Here is a 15,103-nt window from a genome sequence, read left to right on the forward strand (position 1 = left end):
CCGGCCAAGGCTGCAGCCTTGCAGTTACGTGTTCGTCATTCCAGTGGCGCTTCGAAATCCATCCGGGTAATTCGAACCAGTTCTATGCGGCGGTCCGATATTTCCAGCACTTCAAAGCGGAATTCACCAAACAGGAAAAACTCGCCAATGGCGGGCATTTGCTCACGCTGGGCCAACAGCAGCCCGGCCAGCGTCACATAGTCATCATCCGGGCTGACCAGTGATATATCGTTCAGCAACTGCTCCAGTTGATGCAAATCCGCTTTGCCCTTGACCAGCCAGCCTTCGCCCTCGCGGACAATCTCCGGTGTTTCGTCCGCATCCGGAAATTCACCCGCAATGGCCTCCAGCACATCAAGCGGGGTGATCAGTCCTTGCACTGAACCATATTCGTCCACGGCCAGCACCAAGCTGCCTTTGGCCTTGCGCAACACGCCCAGCAAGCGGATCACGTCCATTTGGTCAGGCACAATAATCGGGGGGTGCAGCGAGGCGCAGGCGGCAAGATCCTGATCGTTTTCCAGAGCGGCAAACAGCTCCTTGGCGCCCACAATGCCAATTACGTGGTCCAATGTTCCCCGGCAAACCGGAAAAAGGCTGTGGGGGGAGTCCAGCAGTTTCGCGCGAATCTCGTCGGCATCACTGTCACAATTGACCCAGGTAATATCGCCGCGCGGGGTCATGATGGTGCGCAGCGAGCGCTCGGCCAGCGACAACACGCCGGTAATCATGAAGCGCTCTTCTTCGCCAAAGGCGGCGGGAGGGGCTCCGGGCTCTTCACTTTCCGCCATTTCTACCGCTGATTTTCGCCCGCCCATGAGCCGCAGGATGGTGTCAGCCGTCCGCTCTCGCAAGGGCAAGCGGTTTTCCTGTAGGGACAGATTCCGCCATGAAACCTGATTGAAGGTTTCAATCAGAATCGAAAAACCGATGGCTGCGTAGAGATAACCTTTGGGTATATGCAGGCCAAAGCCTTCGGCGATCAGGCTGAAGCCAATCATCAACAGGAAGCTCAGGCACAGGATAACGACGGTCGGGTGGTTGTTGACAAACCGGGTCAAGGGCTTGGAAGCCAGAATCATGACCGCCATGGCGATTACCACGGCCGCCATCATGATGCCGAGATGATCCACCATGCCAACAGCAGTAATGACGGCATCCAGCGAGAAGACAGCGTCCAGGATGATGATCTGAGCCACCACCATCCAGAAGCCGGCATAGGCCGATCTGGAGCCGGTATGGTGTGTCGTGCCTTCCAGGCGCTCATGCAGTTCCATGGTGGCCTTGAAAACCAGAAACACGCCTCCGGCCAGCAGAATCAGGTCACGGCCGGAGAAGTGGAAGCCGGCAGCCTCGAATAACGGGGTGTTCAGGGTCACCAGCCATGACATCACCGACAGCAGCCCCAGGCGCATCACCATGGCCAGCGACAGGCCGATCTGGCGCGCACGGTCTCGCTGGTGCGGTGGCAGCTTGTCGGCCAATACCGCGATGAAGACCAGATTGTCGATACCCAGTACGATTTCCAGGACGACCAGTGTCAGCAGGCCGACCCAGATTGAGGGGTCCATCAGGAATTCCATGAATTAAACTCGGTCAGGATGTGGGGCGAGGTGCAGGGATACGAAGGTATTGAGCGTGGCGGTTGTGAACGAGTAACTGTTTCGGCAGGCGTCCATGCGCCAAGGGGCACGGCATCGGTGCATGTAAAGCGGCAACATCGGTTTAATCTGGCAAAAGGGTACAAGCGTAACCTTCCGGTAGCGATAATGGCCGCAGTTTAATGCATGCCGTGGGCGGGAACAACCGGTTAAGGGCGACCGCCGGTTCTGGATTTTGCGGTGCCAAGGCACAAAAAAGCCCTGAATCGAGGGATTCAGGGCTTTTTTGTTGCAACGGGGAAGGCAATATGGTGGAGGTGGGGGGAGTTGAACCCCCGTCCGACGGCACTACGCCCCTGGTTCTACATGCTTAGCCTTATCAATTAATCTAGCCGGTTGCTACCCGACAGGCAGGGCGCAACAAGCGATCCTCTAGGTTTTAGCTTTGTGTCGCGAGGCGAAACATAAAGCGAGCCTGTGTAGCGTACGCGCACATTCCCCGACCACAGACATTCAGGTTCAGTGCTTCGCCGTTAGGCGGCGAGTGCGTAAGTGTCGTCGTTTGCGGTTAAGCAATTGAGATTTTTATTTACGAGAGGCATCTCACTCTCGGCATGCTCCACAGAGTTTCATCACCGGCGTCGAAGCCAGTACACCCCCGTGTTAGTTCATTATACGCTTAATCTGGTGGTTTCCGCGAACATTTCAAGAAGGGGAAAAGAAATTATCCCCGGTCACGCAGTAAACGGCCGCGTTCACGTTGCCAGTCGCGATCCTTGTCCGTATCGCGCTTGTCGTGCAGCTGCTTGCCCTTGGCCAGCGCAATTTCGCACTTGACCTTGCCGTGCTGCCAGTAAAACGACAGCGGGATGCAGGTAAAGCCCTTCTGCTTGACCGCACCGATCAACCGGTCCAGTTCGCGCTTGTTCAGCAGCATCTTGCGGGTGCGTGTTGCTTCGGGGACATAGTGGGAGGAAGTGGACAGCAACGGGGTGATGTTCGTCCCCAGCAGGAAAGCCTCGCCATCCTTCAACAGCACATAAGCGTCTATCAGGCTTAAACGGCCGGCCCGCAGCGCCTTGACTTCCCAACCCTGCAAAACAAGCCCGGCTTCAAAGGTTTCTTCAATGAAGTACTCATGGCGCGCCTTGCGGTTCAGTGCAATATTGCTGCCGTCTGATGTCTTTTTGTTACTGCTGGTCATTGCCAAAATTCTGTCATAGCCTGATAGGCCTATTCTGCCTCAATTTGCCGTGCCTATGGCAGAGACATCTCGGTTTTTGTCCTTGGTTTTGTCATGGATTGTACCGGGAGAAAATGTGCTATACCCGGATGTCGATATCGCGAATCAATCGTATTCAATTCGGTCGGTTGTTTTCGCCAAACACTGCGTATAGCACTGATGGAGTAAGTTCATGAAAAAGCAAATCCTGCTGATGGCTGTGTTGATGTCCGGTGCGGCTTCAGCCGCCCTTAACCCCGCCCAATGCCGGGTAGGGCAGGTTGCCGGAGTCAAGGGGACGGTGGAGTTGGTCCGGAATTCGGAAACGGTTACACCGCAAGTCGGGGCTAAAGTCTGCCGGGGAGACCTGTTTCGCACCAAGCCCGGCAGTGTCGCCGAGCTGACCTTGCGCGACGGCACCAAACTGACGGTCGGCAAAGACAGCGAGCTGGTGATCCGGGATTACCGGATATTCCGCAAGCAGCCGAATATCGCCTTGTTTGACTTGGTTAAGGGCGCGTTCCGCAGTGTCACCGGCTCGATCACCAAACGCCCCCATCGTTTTGAGGTCACCACCTCCGTGGCGACCATTGGCGTTCGCGGCACCGATTTTTGGGGTGGTTTCGGTGTGTCTCCCGATGGCTCGCTGGATGTCATCATGCTTAGCGGCAAGGGCGTCTATGTCAAGAACGACAAGGGGCAGGTAGAACTGGATAAGCCGGGTCTGGGCACCACGGTGGCGCCGTCTGGCAATCCTGCTGAACCCAAGGCTTGGGGGGACGAAAAACTGCAGCGCGCGGTTGCCACCATAACTCCGGAATAAGGTCTTTCTGGCATCCTGGCTCCGGGTTCGGTACCATTGGCCACGACCGACACGGAGCCCCAGCCATGAAAACGCGTGTAATCTACCCGGGAACCTTCGATCCCATCACCAATGGCCACAAGGATCTGGTTGAACGGGCTTCGCGGCTCTTTGATGAAGTCGTGGTGGCAATAGCGGCCGGCCATCATAAAAAGCCGCTGTTTACGCTGGAAGAGCGCGTGGAGCTGGTGCAGAACGTCATTGGCCATCTTCCCAATGTCACCGTTTGCGGCTTCAGTGACTTGCTGGCCCGCTTTTTCGTGGAGCAGAAGGCAACCGCCGTGTTGCGCGGTCTGCGCGCGGTATCCGATTTTGAATACGAATTCCAGTTGGCCAACATGAATCGTCAGTTGGAAAGTGAATTCGAAACGGTCTTCCTCACTCCTGCCGAGCATCTCTCCTTCATTTCTTCAACACTGGTGCGTGAAATTGCCCGTCTCGGTGGTGATGTGTCAAAATTCGTGCCGCCGGAGGTGGTTTCTGCTTTCAATCGGAAGTTTGCCGAGGAAGGCGTTTAAGGCATGGCGCTGATCATTACTGATGAATGTATCAACTGCGATGTCTGCGAGCCGGTGTGCCCCAATAAAGCCATTTTCCAAGGGCCGGATATCTACGAGATCGATCCAGGAAAGTGCACCGAATGTGTCGGGCATTTTGAGGAGCCCCAATGCCAGAAAATTTGTCCGGTCAGCTGTATACCGCTTGACCCGAGGCATCCTGAAACGAGAGAGGCGTTGTTGCTGAAGGCAAAGCGCCTGCAAGAAAAAGGCCCCGCTTAGCAGGGCCTTTTTCTTGCCTTAATCAAGCACAAACGGTCAGACAAGCTGTCCCGGAAAGGGTTGGGGCAGTAATTCTGCCGCAACCGCCCGATTCAGGGTTGTTCGTTGGTGATCGGCTTGTTCTTCCAGGCGTCCTGTGTCGCGGTGCAGCCCAAGCAGCGGGTAAACGTGGACTTGGCCAGCCCGACAACCAAGGTGTTGGCGGCCTCCTCAACCTTGCCGCCCAGCGCTGAAAAGGGCAGGGTGGCGACGAAGAGGGCGGTGCCGCCCAGAGTCCCGGCAAACAGCAAGGGACGGGCAATTATGGCGTCCATGGCCATGGCGCCGCCGCTGGGGCGCTCGTTGATCTGATCATCCAGTTCGTCAGCCATGAGGGGTGTTGCAGTCATGCCGGAGGTGATCAGCAGCAGTCCTGCAATGGCGCGACGGGTAGAAAAAGTCATTATTGTCTCCTTGCGTGTGTCGGGCGCGGGTCGGGGAAAAATCTCCGGGACCGATTCTACAGGCCGCCGGCCGCTTTCATAGTTCTAATGTTGCTGAATCTAAACGGACTTCCATCCGGATGCAAGCCTTTAGGGGCGTACGGGTTGGCAAGACGGACAGAAAACGCTGCTGCGCCCGCCAATCCGCAGTAAATGCAGTTGGTTGCCGCATATTCTGCAAGTTTTACTTTCCCTGCCATAAACCATCAACTGCTGCTGGAAGTAGCCTGGATTCCCCGCGCTGTTCACAAAGTCACGCAGCGTGGTTCCGCCCCGCAGGATGGCCTGCCCCAGGATATGCCGGATGGTGGTGTGCAGCAGCGCACAGTCTGTTATGGACAGGTTCCGGGAAGGAAGCAGGGGATGAATGCCGGAATAAAAAAGCGTCTCGGCGGCGTAGATATTTCCAACCCCCACGACCACATGATTGTCCATGATGAAGCTTTTAACCGGGATGGAACGGGTTCGGCTGAGCTTGAAGAGATGTTCGGCGGTAAAACTGTCACTCAGGGGTTCCGGCCCCATTGTGGTCAGCAACGGATGGCTTTCTACCGCGCCTCCCAGCCACAAGAACAAGCCGAACCGGCGCGGGTCATGAAAACGCAGCGACAGCCCCTCCGAAAGCTCCAGCAGGATATGATCATGTTTGCGCGGGGCTTCGGCGGCTACCGCCAGCCGGAGGCTGCCGGACATCCCCAGATGAACCAGGAACCAACCGCTCTCCGTCCTGAACAGCAGATACTTGCCGCGACGGCGAATCTCAAGCAGGGACTGACCCGCCAACTGGCTGATTTCCGCCGAGACCGGCAGGCGCAGTGAAGGGTTGCGGATATTCACAGAACACACGGTTTGCCCCAGCACGGGTTTCAAACCCAGCCGGGTAGTTTCAACCTCAGGCAGTTCTGGCACGACATGGCTCCCATGCAAAACAAAAAGCCCGGCCGGGCTTGCGCTCGGTCGGGCCTTGGGCAGCTGCCATCAAGAATTACTTGATTTTGGCTTCCTTGAACACAACATGCTGGCGGATCTTGGGATCAAACTTCTTGATCTCCATCTTGCCAGGCATGGTGCGCTTGTTCTTGGTGGTGGTGTAGAAATAGCCGGTACCGGCAGAGGATACCAAACGAATCTTGTCACGCATGATGCTTAACTCCGGGCCAAATCAGGCTTTAGATCTTTTCGCCGCGGGCACGGAGGTCGGCAACAACCACGTCAACGCCCAGCTTGTCGATGGTGCGCATACCCTTGGAGGAAACACGCAGACGCACAAAACGCTTTTCGCTTTCCATCCAGAAACGATGGTAGTGCAGGTTCGGCAGGAACCGGCGCTTGGTTTTGTTGTTGGCGTGGGAAACATTATTACCGGTGATGGGACGCTTCCCGGTAACTTGGCAAACTTTAGACATTAGGAAACTCCGCAATGCAATCAGATCCGCCGCCATGAGCGGCAGACAGCAAGGGGCGCATTTATACCAAAATAGCCCCTTGACGGCAAGTGCTGTGTTATTTAAGCAGCACTTTTTCGATGATTTTATGAGTGGGCTTGGTGAAAGGGGCAGCCAGGAAGCGGACCGTCCAGAATTTAGGCTTTACTAACACCGAGCGGGCATTGGAAAAGGAGGCGAAACCTTCCTTGCCATGGTACTTGCCCATGCCGGAGTGGCCGACACCGCCGAAGGGCAGGTCTTCCACGGCAACGTGGGTGATGACGTCGTTGACGGAGAAGCCGCCGGACTGGGAATTGCGCATCACGAAGTCTGCGCGCTTCTCGTCATAGTCGAAGTAATAGTAGGCGAGGGGGTGCGGGCGATCGTTGATATAATGGATGGCGTCTTCCAGACGGTCATATTCCATCATCATCAGCACCGGGCCGAAGATTTCATTCTGGGTGATCAGCATGTCCGGTTTGACCTTGCCCACCAGCAGAACCGGCAGCTTCCGGGTGCCGGCGAAAGACTCGCCGGCCGGATTGATTTCAAAAATCTCGGCGCCTTGGGCCTTGGCGTCATCAATATAGGAACTGATGCGCTTGTACTGCTTGTCATTGATGATGCTGGTGTAGTCCGGGTTGTTGACCAAGCTGCTATACATCGTGGTCACGGCCTTGCGCATCGCGGCGACAAACTCAGGGGTCTTGCCGCGCGGGATGAAGACGTAGTCAGGAGCGACACAAGTCTGGCCGGCGTTCCAGCACTTGCCGAAGGCGATGCGCTGGGCAGCGTCCGCCATCGGGTAGGATTCATGGATGATGCAAGGCGATTTCCCGCCTAGCTCCAGCAGCACCGGCGTCAGGTTTTCGGCAGCGGCGGCCATGACCGTGCGGCCAACGTTGGTGGAGCCGGTAAAGGTCATCTGGTTGAACGGCAGACGGCTGAACGCGTCAGAAACGATGCCGCCACCGGTAACCACGGCGACTTGGTCTTCGCTGAATGCTTCAGCCAGTGCGCGCTTCAGTGTTTCGCCAGTGCGCGGTGTGAAGCTGGACATTTTGATCATGGCGCGGTTGCCGGCGGCCAGCGCGCAAATCAGCGGGCTGAGGGCCAGCAACACCGGATAGTTCCAGGGCGTGATGATGCCTACGACACCGAGTGGCTGATACTGCACCCAGCCCTTGGCAGGCATGTGCGTAGCGCTGATATGGCGCTTTTCGGGCTCCATCCACTTGCGCAGGTTCTTGGTGTAGTACTTGATGTTCTCCAGAGACGTCAAAATCTCGGCGAACTTGGTTTCATGATGTGAGCGATGGCCGAAATCAGCGGCAATAGCCCTGCACAGTTCATCCTGGTACTTGACCAGAACGCCGCGAAGATTGTCCAGCAAAGCCAGGCGTTCGCTGGCGGAGGTGCCGGGACGCAGGCGGAAAGCGGTGCGCTGGGTGTCAAAGGCGCGCAGCATGGCGGCGACTTCGGGATGATCGGTGTTATGGAGGGAGACGCTAGCGGTCATGGTTCGGCCTCGACAGTCAGGGCAGGGCAAAGCCTGCTTCATGGAAAACATTTGTAGTTTTAGAGTATTTGCTCTAATGTGTCAAATGAAAGCTTGAAATTTCCGCCGGACGGTGGATTGAGGATAAAAATTGAAAACCAAAGACCGGATACTGATCAAAAGCCTGGGCTTGTTCAACGCGGATGGTGAGCGGAATGTGACGACCAACCATATCGCGGCGGCGCTGAATATCAGTCCTGGCAACCTGTATTACCATTTCCGCAGCAAGGAAGACATTATTTTCGCGCTGTTTCAGGCTTACCAGTCCAGCATGCTGGACTCGCTCAGCGTCCCCCAGGACCGGGTCATGACTTATGACGACAAAATGGGCTACCTGGAGGCGATTTTCAATCAGTTATGGGAGTACCGGTTCCTTCATCGCGATCTGGGTCATTTGCTGGAAGAAAGCCAGCGGCTCCGGGTTGCCTATCGCGAGTTTGCCAAGAAAGTGATGGCTCAGGCTTATCAGGTCTATTCCGGATTGCGGGAAGCAGACCTGGTGGTGATTGGAGAGCAGGAGGTGCGGGGGCTGATCGTGAATATCTGGATTGTTACCACCAGTTGGGCGTCTTTTGTTACCAGCAGCGGCTTCTTTGGCGATGAGGTGGCATTGAGTCGCAGCCATCTGCGTCGCGGCATTTTCCAGATCATTTGCCTTGAGGCCCCCTACCTGAAAGGTGAGGCGCGGGACAGGCTGAGTGAATTGATGCGGCGCTATGAAGGGATAGAGAATGAATCACAGCCAAACGCTTCACAGTCCGTGGAGTTGGGCGTCTTAACCGATTGAAGTTTTGGTTGTTATCCAGTATAACTCGGCAATGGTGCGTCTTGGCGTCTTTGTCTGCTGTGGGCTATGGATTGACATTAACGGGGCGCGGCGCAAAAGCAACAATAAACGAGGGTTCATAACAATGCACAATCGGAAACGCTCAGGGCAAGGTCTGGGCTATGTCTTGGCGGCATTGATGGTGGTTTCCTGCGGCGGCGGGGGGGGCGGTTCCCTCACCTTGTCCGGTAAGTCGGATAATACCTTGGGCTTTGTGACAGATACATCGGTTGCCATCCCCGTGCCCTACAAGGGCGGCGCGGCTGCGCTAGTGTTGTCAGTCAAGGACCGGAGCGGTGCAGGTGTCGCTAACCAAGTTGTGACTTTAACTATTACTGGTCCTGGAACATTCTTGCGTGGAGCCAAAACAATCACTGGTACTACCAGTGCTGTTCCCGGTCAGGTGGGTAACGTGACCTTCCAGGTCATTGGTGGCGATATCGAGGGTGATGGTACGGTGACTGCTTCTTACACTGATGCGGCCGGCAACCAGTCAGATCCCGTGGCCATGAACTATACGGTAGTTAATCCTGGCGTCACACCATCTGCCTTTGTAATTGCCGATCCTGTCTTCCTGGGGGCCGGGAATGCAGTTATGCCGGGGAATCTGCTGTTGCCAACATCCGGCAACACAAGCGCGACAATTAAAATCCGTATTAAGGAGCCTCTGGATGCAACCGGGTACGGTAAAACCACTAATGAGGGTTCGGTTTCGCTTTCATTCCCGGTCGGAAGTGAGGCGCTTCAGTCTTTGCTGAGTACGACAAGGCCTGTTTTTGTTAAAGAAGCTGGTGTCGATGAAAAGGGCAATGATATCTATTCAGTCAGTGTCGGTATTGATGCGGACGGCCAGCGTGCGTTAACGGGCGCTCATGGTCTGGTAGTTACCTATACAGACAAAAATTTGAGCAAGACGACTTCAACCATCCCTTTCTCGATCGTTGATAAGTTTAGCGTTGTTCTTAGAGCAGAGAAGTCCGAGCTCAAGACTGGGAGTGACACGGTTAAGTTGACGGCAATTGTGGTCGACGCATCCAGTGGCCGTGTACCCAATCAATCGGTCATCTTTAAAATCGGAGATGGAATGCCGAAGGCGCAGTCGGCATGCTCTACTAATCCGTCAGGGATTGGTGACGTAACTCAATATGATACCGGTCGACCTTTGGATAAAAACAGCAAGGGTGACTTGTCAAGTTCCTCATCCCTTACTGACGTCAATGGCATTGCAACGACAAATTTGCTGGTGTCGGATTGGCGGAATGGATCTCGTCGCATTTATGCCGTGGTTGATTCGGATGCTGTGTCCGAAAAACCGGTTGACTGTGTGGATGTCCAGCTGACAGGGAGCAAAATCGAGTTGTCTCCGGAGATTGTGAATACAGCATCCGGTGTGGCTTTTCCTGTGACGGCGAAGGTCACAAACGGCCTTGGTAATGTTGTGTCTGGCGCATCAATCACATTGTCTGGTGATGGAGTTGCAGCTTCGCAATCCAAGACCACGAACAATAGCGGACTGGCTTCTTTTACAATGGCGCCCAGCGCTGTCGGAGGAACTGTTTCTGCTGTTAGTAGATACGCGACTTCGATTGAAGACAATGCATCGCCATTGAACACTGTCGCTGTGGATGTTTCGTCGAAGAATCTTGCTGTGCAGGTGCTGGATGGTGCCCTCAAGCCGGTAAAAGAGGATTTGCGGTTGAATACTTCTTATACCGTCAAAGTCAAAGCGGATAATGCAGGTGTTCCACTGGCTGGGAATGTGATTGCGTCGACCTCGCTGGGTACGCTGTCTCTGCCCAGCCCTGCGGTATTGGATGCGGCTGGCGAGATGACGGCTATACTTAGGTCAGTCGAGCCGGGTACGGCTTTTGTTAACGTGCGTGTCGTAGATAGTGTGACTAATAAAGTGACCCTGTTGTCTAATGAGGCTGTCTCTTTTGCGGCAACTATCCCCGCCAAGATTACCGCCTTGGCCCTAAGGACAACCCTTGATCGAAAAGAGTCTACCGAAATTGTTGCCAGAGTTCTTGACAAGGATGATTACCCAGTCAAGGGTCAGTTTGTGCAGTTTAATACTGTAAATGATACTTCCGGTGGTGGGTTTACTGGAGGTAATGCCCTTGTTGCGACTGATAGTGACGGTATTGCCAAAGTGTCCTACACGGCCGGAAACACAGATACGGCCAAGGATTACATCCAGATTACTGCTTCATTGCAAGACCCTGCTTTTGCTTCCGTCAAGGTTAAGGAGCCTGTTTTTCTTACTGTGAGTGGCTCTCCGGTTTCTGTAACTTTGGGTACCGGCAACAAAATCGCAGCCCTGAGTGACACAACATATTCATTTGCCTATCAGGTGATGGTGACCAACGCTGCGGGTGGTCCGGTGGCTAATCAGGAGGTTACACTGACGGTTATCCCAACCTATTACCTGAAAGGTTTCTATTACTACAACTCCGTAGCCAAGTCGTGGTTGCCCAAAGCGATTGACCGTACTACTTTCAAGGCAATGACTTTTGGTTATATTGTTTCTGGTGCGGATACAGCTGCTGAAATGCCCCCCATTGCATGTCTGAATGAGGATACCAATCTCAACGGAAGATTGGATCCGGGAGAAGACTTGAATGGAGATCTCGGCTTATGGCCGCTGAATCCGGTTACAGTCAGCCAAAAGGTAGTTAAGACCAACTCCAGCGGTTATGTGGACTTTGATGTGATTTATGCAAAAAGCTATGCCAACTGGTTGCAGGTTAAATTAACTGCGTCAACTGGTGTAACTGGATCTGAGTCTACATCTGAGAGCGAGTTTACTTTGCCTGCGATGGCGGCTGATTTGAGTAACGAAGCTGTTAGTCCTCCTGGTGGATTGAGGAGCGCCTTTGGGCAAACACTGGTAACTCTGACCTATACGCCAGATTCAAGTGTGCCCCCTGTTTATAACCCTACCTCTGCTTCAATCAAGACTGGCTCAGCTGCGTGTAAGTTAAAGCTGAATGACGGGGGTATTCTTCCGTTGGGACTACCTGATGCTCCCTGACGTCATGGTGTTTTAAACTAAGGCTGCGCGTTGCGCAGCCTTTTTTTATTATGCGTCAGGCATGGCGCAGTACGAGCACGTGTGGCCTGACCGGATGTGGTGGCCAGTTGGGTGGCTTGGAAGTGAAATTCCGCTACTCTTCTGGCAAGGGGAAGTGTTAGCCGAGCGGCCAGAGTGTCACGGGCGATCCTGAAACTAAAGTTAGCCAAAGGAAAATGCCGGTCTGACGAACAAGAAGCGGATAGAGGCTGCGGGGTAAGGCGGCTTTCATTGATAAAGACCGATACTTGCATGGAACGCTGCACCGTATCCGAAAGGTCTTAGCAGGAAGGGCGCGCGTCTTACCTTGGGAAATCGTCAGCCTGCCTTGAGCAACGTCCATCACGAAGATGGCGGAAGTGGCTACGCTTCCTACCCAAAGAATATGTATCGGCAATGAGCAGGCGTAAAAAAGCCGTCATAAAGACGGCTTTTTTACAGAAAACAGGCGTTAATTGAGCGGAATACGGATGCCAACGCTGACGGCATTGAAAGAGTCGAGATACTGAATGTAGTCGGCCCCCAGACGCACGCCTTTGTAAATGTTGACATCAACCCCGGCTCCGTAGGCAAAACCGTTTTCAAAGCCCTTGACTGATTTACCGGAATTTGACGATGCGGAAATGTCTACGTAGGAGCCGCCAGCCAAGGCAAAGATACTGGCAGCGCTTCCGATGCTGATTTGCGGCTTGACGAAAAGGGCATAAAAGCTGTCTGTTTTGACATCCCAAGTCGTGCCGGCGTTGTCCACAACGATGCTGTCGGATGAACCGCCCACACCGATTTGAGCCTCTACCCCAAGATACGAATTAATGTCCGTGCCCAGACGCAGTCGAAAGGCATCAGGCTGAACATCGCTGGAGCCGCCGAAGTCATGATATTGGACTTGGTAGTCGACACCTACGTAGGGTTTTTCCATTGCAAAAGCGGCAGAAGTGCCCAATGCAGCCACGAGGGCCAGGGTAAGACGGTTCATTGTGATTCCTGTGTGTTGTAGGAGGAATTAGTTCCACGGATACTCGCAGATGATTTTTCAAAACACGAGTCCTGTCAAGGTGCGAAGCCGTTAAAAAGACAGTAATAAGCAGTTATGATGGACAATACCGTTTTCTGATCGCTTTGCGGTGTGTTTTATACGCTTGCAGTGATCTTCATCCTGAGAGAAACATGACTTCACGCACCGCCCGCCTGCTGATTACCTGCCCCGATAAACCCGGCATTGTCAGTGCCGTATCCAGCTTCCTGTACAACCATGGCGCCAACATCACTGATCTGGACCAGCATGCTTCCGCCCCTGAAGGCGGAACCTATTTCATGCGTTTGGAGTTCCAGACGCCGCATGTGGATATGTCGCGGCATTTGCTGGCGCAGACCTTTGAGGAGCGGGTGGCCCGCCACTACAACATGGATTGGCGCATCAGTTATGCGGACGATGTCAAGAAAGTCGCCATCCTGGTATCCAAGGTTGACCATGCTCTGATGGAGCTGCTGTGGCGGTGGTCCAGCGGCGCTTTGCCGTGCGAGATTTCGACGGTGATCAGTAACCATGATGCGCTGGTCGAGTCCGTGGGCCGTTTTGGCGTGCCGTTCCAGGTGGTTCCGGTCAATAAGGACAACAAGATTGAGGCGGAAGCCAAAATACAGGCCTTGCTGAAAGGAAATGATCTGGTGGTGCTGGCGCGGTACATGCAGATTCTCAGCGGTGACTTTGTTAACGAATGGCCGCACAAGATCATCAATATCCACCATTCCTTCCTGCCGGCCTTTGTGGGGGCAAATCCCTACCAGCAGGCCTATGACAAGGGCGTCAAGCTGATTGGCGCAACCGCCCATTATGTAACCGCTGATCTGGATCAGGGCCCCATTATTGAACAAGGGGTGGAGCGCGTGTCACATCGTGAGTCGGTCGAAACTTTGCGGGAGCTGGGGCAAAACGTGGAACGCAATGTGCTGGCGAGAGCCGTTCGCTGGCATTTGGAGGACCGGGTGATTGTCCATGGCAACAAGACCATTGTTTTTGCATGACAGCCCCCCTCAGCGCCCGTCTGGCCATCCTGCTGAGCCTGTACTTTGCGCAGGGACTGCCAACAGGTATCTATAACCAGGCGCTCCCGGCCATTCTGCGCACGCAGGGCGTGTCCCTGACGGTAATCAGCCTGACGGCGTTGCTGGCGCTGCCGTGGGCGCTGAAGGTCTTCTGGGCACCCTTCGTGGATCGCTGGCATCACCCGCAATTAGGTCGCGCCCGTAGCTGGATTGTCCCGCTGCAATTGACCTGCGCCGGGCTGGTGGTGCTGGTGGCCTGTTTTGATCCCAAGAGTCTGAGCACCACCCCGGGGATCGTTACCTTTTTTTTGATGATGTTCCTGCTGAACCTGCTGGCGGCGACCCAGGATATTGCTACTGACGGCATGGCGGTACGCACTCTGGCCAAGGGTGAACGTTCGCTGGGGAACAGTATTCAAGTCGCCGGATACCGGCTGGGACTGATTGTCGGTGGCGGGTTGCTGCTTTACCTGCTGGGTGCCTGGAGTTGGACGGGAGCTTTCCTTGCTGTGGCCGGGCTGCTGGTGCTGCTGACCCTGCCAATCCTCTTTCACCGTGAGCAAGATGAAGCACCTCGCGTGGTGCAAGACCACGGCTATCTGAAAACTTTTCACTCCTTTATCCGCACGCCAGGATTTCCAGCCTGGCTGGGGGTGCTGCTGAGTTACAAAGTGGCTGACGGGCTCGGATCAGCCATGGTCAAGCCGATGCTGGTCGATATGGGCTTCAATCTGAAGCAACTGGGTTTGCAGATCAGCATTCTGGGTTCACTGGCGACGGTTGTCGGGGCATTGCTGGCGGGATGGCTGATTGCCCGCTGGGGGCGCTATCCGGCCTTGGCGGGCTTTGGTTTATTGCAGGCGCTGGGTTTGGGGGCCTATGGTCTATTGTCGCAACAGTGGAGTTTGGGCTATGCGGTGACACCTTGGGCTGTCTATGGCATCAATGCGCTGGAGCATCTGGCTGGCGGGCTGGCAACCGTTGCATTGCTGACGGTGGTCATGGACTATTGCCGGTCCAATCATGCCGGAGCGGATTTTACGCTTCAGGTGAGCATTCTGGCCATGACGGGCGGACTGGCGCATCTGTTGGCGGGACCGGTGGCTGAATACCTCGGTTATACGGGGTATTACCTGTTGGCCATGGGGCTGGGGTTTTGCCTGTTGCTTCCCGTGGTTTATTGGGGCAGGGATGCCGAACGAGCCGGACGGACGATATAATGCCGCC

General features: G+C 54.8%; 15 protein-coding genes and 1 other RNA gene. 7 read left to right on the forward strand and 9 right to left on the reverse strand.

Annotated elements, in window-relative coordinates:
* Window positions 1–35: 35 nt before the first annotated feature.
* From Q7T36_RS06545 to smpB, 3 genes are all read right to left on the reverse strand, one after another.
* Window positions 36–1,583: a TerC family protein gene (locus Q7T36_RS06545; protein WP_304845435.1), complete on the reverse strand. Its 1,548-nt coding sequence runs from the start codon at window positions 1,581–1,583 to the stop codon at window positions 36–38.
* A gap of 327 nt (window positions 1,584–1,910) precedes the next feature.
* Window positions 1,911–2,261, reverse strand: a transfer-messenger RNA (tmRNA) gene (ssrA, locus tag Q7T36_RS06550).
* Between the two features lie 64 nt (window positions 2,262–2,325).
* Window positions 2,326–2,805, reverse strand: a complete 480-nt coding sequence (gene smpB, locus Q7T36_RS06555; protein ID WP_304845437.1) for an SsrA-binding protein SmpB — start codon at window positions 2,803–2,805, stop codon at window positions 2,326–2,328.
* Window positions 2,806–3,016: 211 nt separating this feature from the next.
* Here smpB and Q7T36_RS06560 point away from each other — a divergent pair, with 211 nt between their 5' ends.
* The 3 genes from Q7T36_RS06560 to Q7T36_RS06570 all read left to right on the forward strand — a co-directional run bounded on the left by Q7T36_RS06560 (window position 3,017) and on the right by Q7T36_RS06570 (window position 4,464).
* Window positions 3,017–3,646, forward strand: a complete 630-nt coding sequence (locus tag Q7T36_RS06560) for a FecR family protein (protein ID WP_304845440.1) — start codon at window positions 3,017–3,019, stop codon at window positions 3,644–3,646.
* A 65-nt stretch (window positions 3,647–3,711) separates the two neighbouring features.
* A complete protein-coding gene (gene coaD, locus Q7T36_RS06565) occupies window positions 3,712–4,203 on the forward strand; it encodes a pantetheine-phosphate adenylyltransferase (RefSeq protein ID WP_304845443.1) in 492 nt (163 codons plus the stop codon).
* 3 nt (window positions 4,204–4,206) lie between these two features.
* A complete protein-coding gene (locus Q7T36_RS06570) occupies window positions 4,207–4,464 on the forward strand; it encodes a YfhL family 4Fe-4S dicluster ferredoxin (protein ID WP_304845446.1) in 258 nt (85 codons plus the stop codon).
* Window positions 4,465–4,556: 92 nt separating this feature from the next.
* Here the strand turns inward: Q7T36_RS06570 and Q7T36_RS06575 are convergent, their stop codons facing one another.
* The 5 genes from Q7T36_RS06575 to Q7T36_RS06595 all read right to left on the reverse strand — a co-directional run bounded on the left by Q7T36_RS06575 (window position 4,557) and on the right by Q7T36_RS06595 (window position 7,892).
* A complete protein-coding gene (locus Q7T36_RS06575) occupies window positions 4,557–4,907 on the reverse strand; it encodes a hypothetical protein (protein WP_304845449.1) in 351 nt (116 codons plus the stop codon).
* A 129-nt stretch (window positions 4,908–5,036) separates the two neighbouring features.
* Window positions 5,037–5,855 carry a bifunctional DNA-formamidopyrimidine glycosylase/DNA-(apurinic or apyrimidinic site) lyase gene (gene mutM, locus Q7T36_RS06580; RefSeq protein ID WP_304845452.1) on the reverse strand — a complete coding sequence of 273 codons (819 nt, stop codon included), beginning with the start codon at window positions 5,853–5,855 and terminating at the stop codon, window positions 5,037–5,039.
* A 76-nt stretch (window positions 5,856–5,931) separates the two neighbouring features.
* Entirely contained in the window at window positions 5,932–6,087 is a 156-nt protein-coding gene (gene rpmG, locus Q7T36_RS06585; RefSeq protein WP_130411689.1) for a 50S ribosomal protein L33, read from the reverse strand.
* A 28-nt stretch (window positions 6,088–6,115) separates the two neighbouring features.
* Window positions 6,116–6,352 carry a 50S ribosomal protein L28 gene (gene rpmB / locus Q7T36_RS06590; protein ID WP_304845460.1) on the reverse strand — a complete coding sequence of 79 codons (237 nt, stop codon included), beginning with the start codon at window positions 6,350–6,352 and terminating at the stop codon, window positions 6,116–6,118.
* 97 nt (window positions 6,353–6,449) lie between these two features.
* Window positions 6,450–7,892 carry a coniferyl aldehyde dehydrogenase gene (locus Q7T36_RS06595; RefSeq protein WP_370690065.1) on the reverse strand — a complete coding sequence of 481 codons (1,443 nt, stop codon included), beginning with the start codon at window positions 7,890–7,892 and terminating at the stop codon, window positions 6,450–6,452.
* Window positions 7,893–8,022: 130 nt separating this feature from the next.
* Here Q7T36_RS06595 and Q7T36_RS06600 point away from each other — a divergent pair, with 130 nt between their 5' ends.
* Window positions 8,023–8,718 (forward strand): TetR/AcrR family transcriptional regulator, encoded by a 696-nt coding sequence (locus Q7T36_RS06600; protein WP_304845464.1) that lies wholly within the window; start codon window positions 8,023–8,025, stop codon window positions 8,716–8,718.
* A 124-nt stretch (window positions 8,719–8,842) separates the two neighbouring features.
* Complete coding sequence (locus Q7T36_RS06605) at window positions 8,843–11,791, forward strand: hypothetical protein (RefSeq protein WP_304845467.1); 2,949 nt, start codon at window positions 8,843–8,845, stop codon at window positions 11,789–11,791.
* A 490-nt stretch (window positions 11,792–12,281) separates the two neighbouring features.
* Here the strand turns inward: Q7T36_RS06605 and Q7T36_RS06610 are convergent, their stop codons facing one another.
* Window positions 12,282–12,806 carry a porin family protein gene (locus Q7T36_RS06610; protein WP_304845470.1) on the reverse strand — a complete coding sequence of 175 codons (525 nt, stop codon included), beginning with the start codon at window positions 12,804–12,806 and terminating at the stop codon, window positions 12,282–12,284.
* Between the two features lie 191 nt (window positions 12,807–12,997).
* Between Q7T36_RS06610 and purU the strand changes: the two genes are divergently transcribed.
* Both purU and Q7T36_RS06620 read left to right on the forward strand, forming a co-directional pair.
* A complete protein-coding gene (gene purU, locus Q7T36_RS06615; protein ID WP_304845473.1) occupies window positions 12,998–13,855 on the forward strand; it encodes a formyltetrahydrofolate deformylase in 858 nt (285 codons plus the stop codon).
* The gene (locus Q7T36_RS06620; RefSeq protein ID WP_304845476.1) at window positions 13,852–15,096 is read left to right on the forward strand and encodes an MFS transporter; all 1,245 of its coding nucleotides are present in this window, start codon (window positions 13,852–13,854) and stop codon (window positions 15,094–15,096) included. Before purU ends, Q7T36_RS06620 begins: the two co-directional genes overlap by 4 nt.
* Window positions 15,097–15,103: the final 7 nt, after the last annotated feature.

It is taken from the genome of Fluviicoccus sp. (genome assembly GCF_030646115.1).
Classification (GTDB): domain Bacteria; phylum Pseudomonadota; class Gammaproteobacteria; order Pseudomonadales; family Moraxellaceae; genus Fluviicoccus.

What these genes read in the sequence shown, in the direction of transcription:
- Q7T36_RS06545 (WP_304845435.1), bottom strand. Translation starts at nt 1,583, where the DNA reads ATGGAATTCCTGATGGACCCCTCAATCTGGGTCGGCCTGCTGACACTG.
- smpB (WP_304845437.1), bottom strand. Translation starts at nt 2,805, where the DNA reads ATGACCAGCAGTAACAAAAAGACATCAGACGGCAGCAATATTGCACTG.
- Q7T36_RS06560 (WP_304845440.1), top strand. Translation starts at nt 3,017, where the DNA reads ATGAAAAAGCAAATCCTGCTGATGGCTGTGTTGATGTCCGGTGCGGCT.
- coaD (WP_304845443.1), top strand. Translation starts at nt 3,712, where the DNA reads ATGAAAACGCGTGTAATCTACCCGGGAACCTTCGATCCCATCACCAAT.
- Q7T36_RS06570 (WP_304845446.1), top strand. Translation starts at nt 4,207, where the DNA reads ATGGCGCTGATCATTACTGATGAATGTATCAACTGCGATGTCTGCGAG.
- Q7T36_RS06575 (WP_304845449.1), bottom strand. Translation starts at nt 4,907, where the DNA reads ATGACTTTTTCTACCCGTCGCGCCATTGCAGGACTGCTGCTGATCACC.
- rpmG (WP_130411689.1), bottom strand. Translation starts at nt 6,087, where the DNA reads ATGCGTGACAAGATTCGTTTGGTATCCTCTGCCGGTACCGGCTATTTC.
- rpmB (WP_304845460.1), bottom strand. Translation starts at nt 6,352, where the DNA reads ATGTCTAAAGTTTGCCAAGTTACCGGGAAGCGTCCCATCACCGGTAAT.
- Q7T36_RS06595 (WP_370690065.1), bottom strand. Translation starts at nt 7,892, where the DNA reads ATGACCGCTAGCGTCTCCCTCCATAACACCGATCATCCCGAAGTCGCC.
- Q7T36_RS06605 (WP_304845467.1), top strand. Translation starts at nt 8,843, where the DNA reads ATGCACAATCGGAAACGCTCAGGGCAAGGTCTGGGCTATGTCTTGGCG.
- Q7T36_RS06610 (WP_304845470.1), bottom strand. Translation starts at nt 12,806, where the DNA reads ATGAACCGTCTTACCCTGGCCCTCGTGGCTGCATTGGGCACTTCTGCC.
- purU (WP_304845473.1), top strand. Translation starts at nt 12,998, where the DNA reads ATGACTTCACGCACCGCCCGCCTGCTGATTACCTGCCCCGATAAACCC.
- Q7T36_RS06620 (WP_304845476.1), top strand. Translation starts at nt 13,852, where the DNA reads ATGACAGCCCCCCTCAGCGCCCGTCTGGCCATCCTGCTGAGCCTGTAC.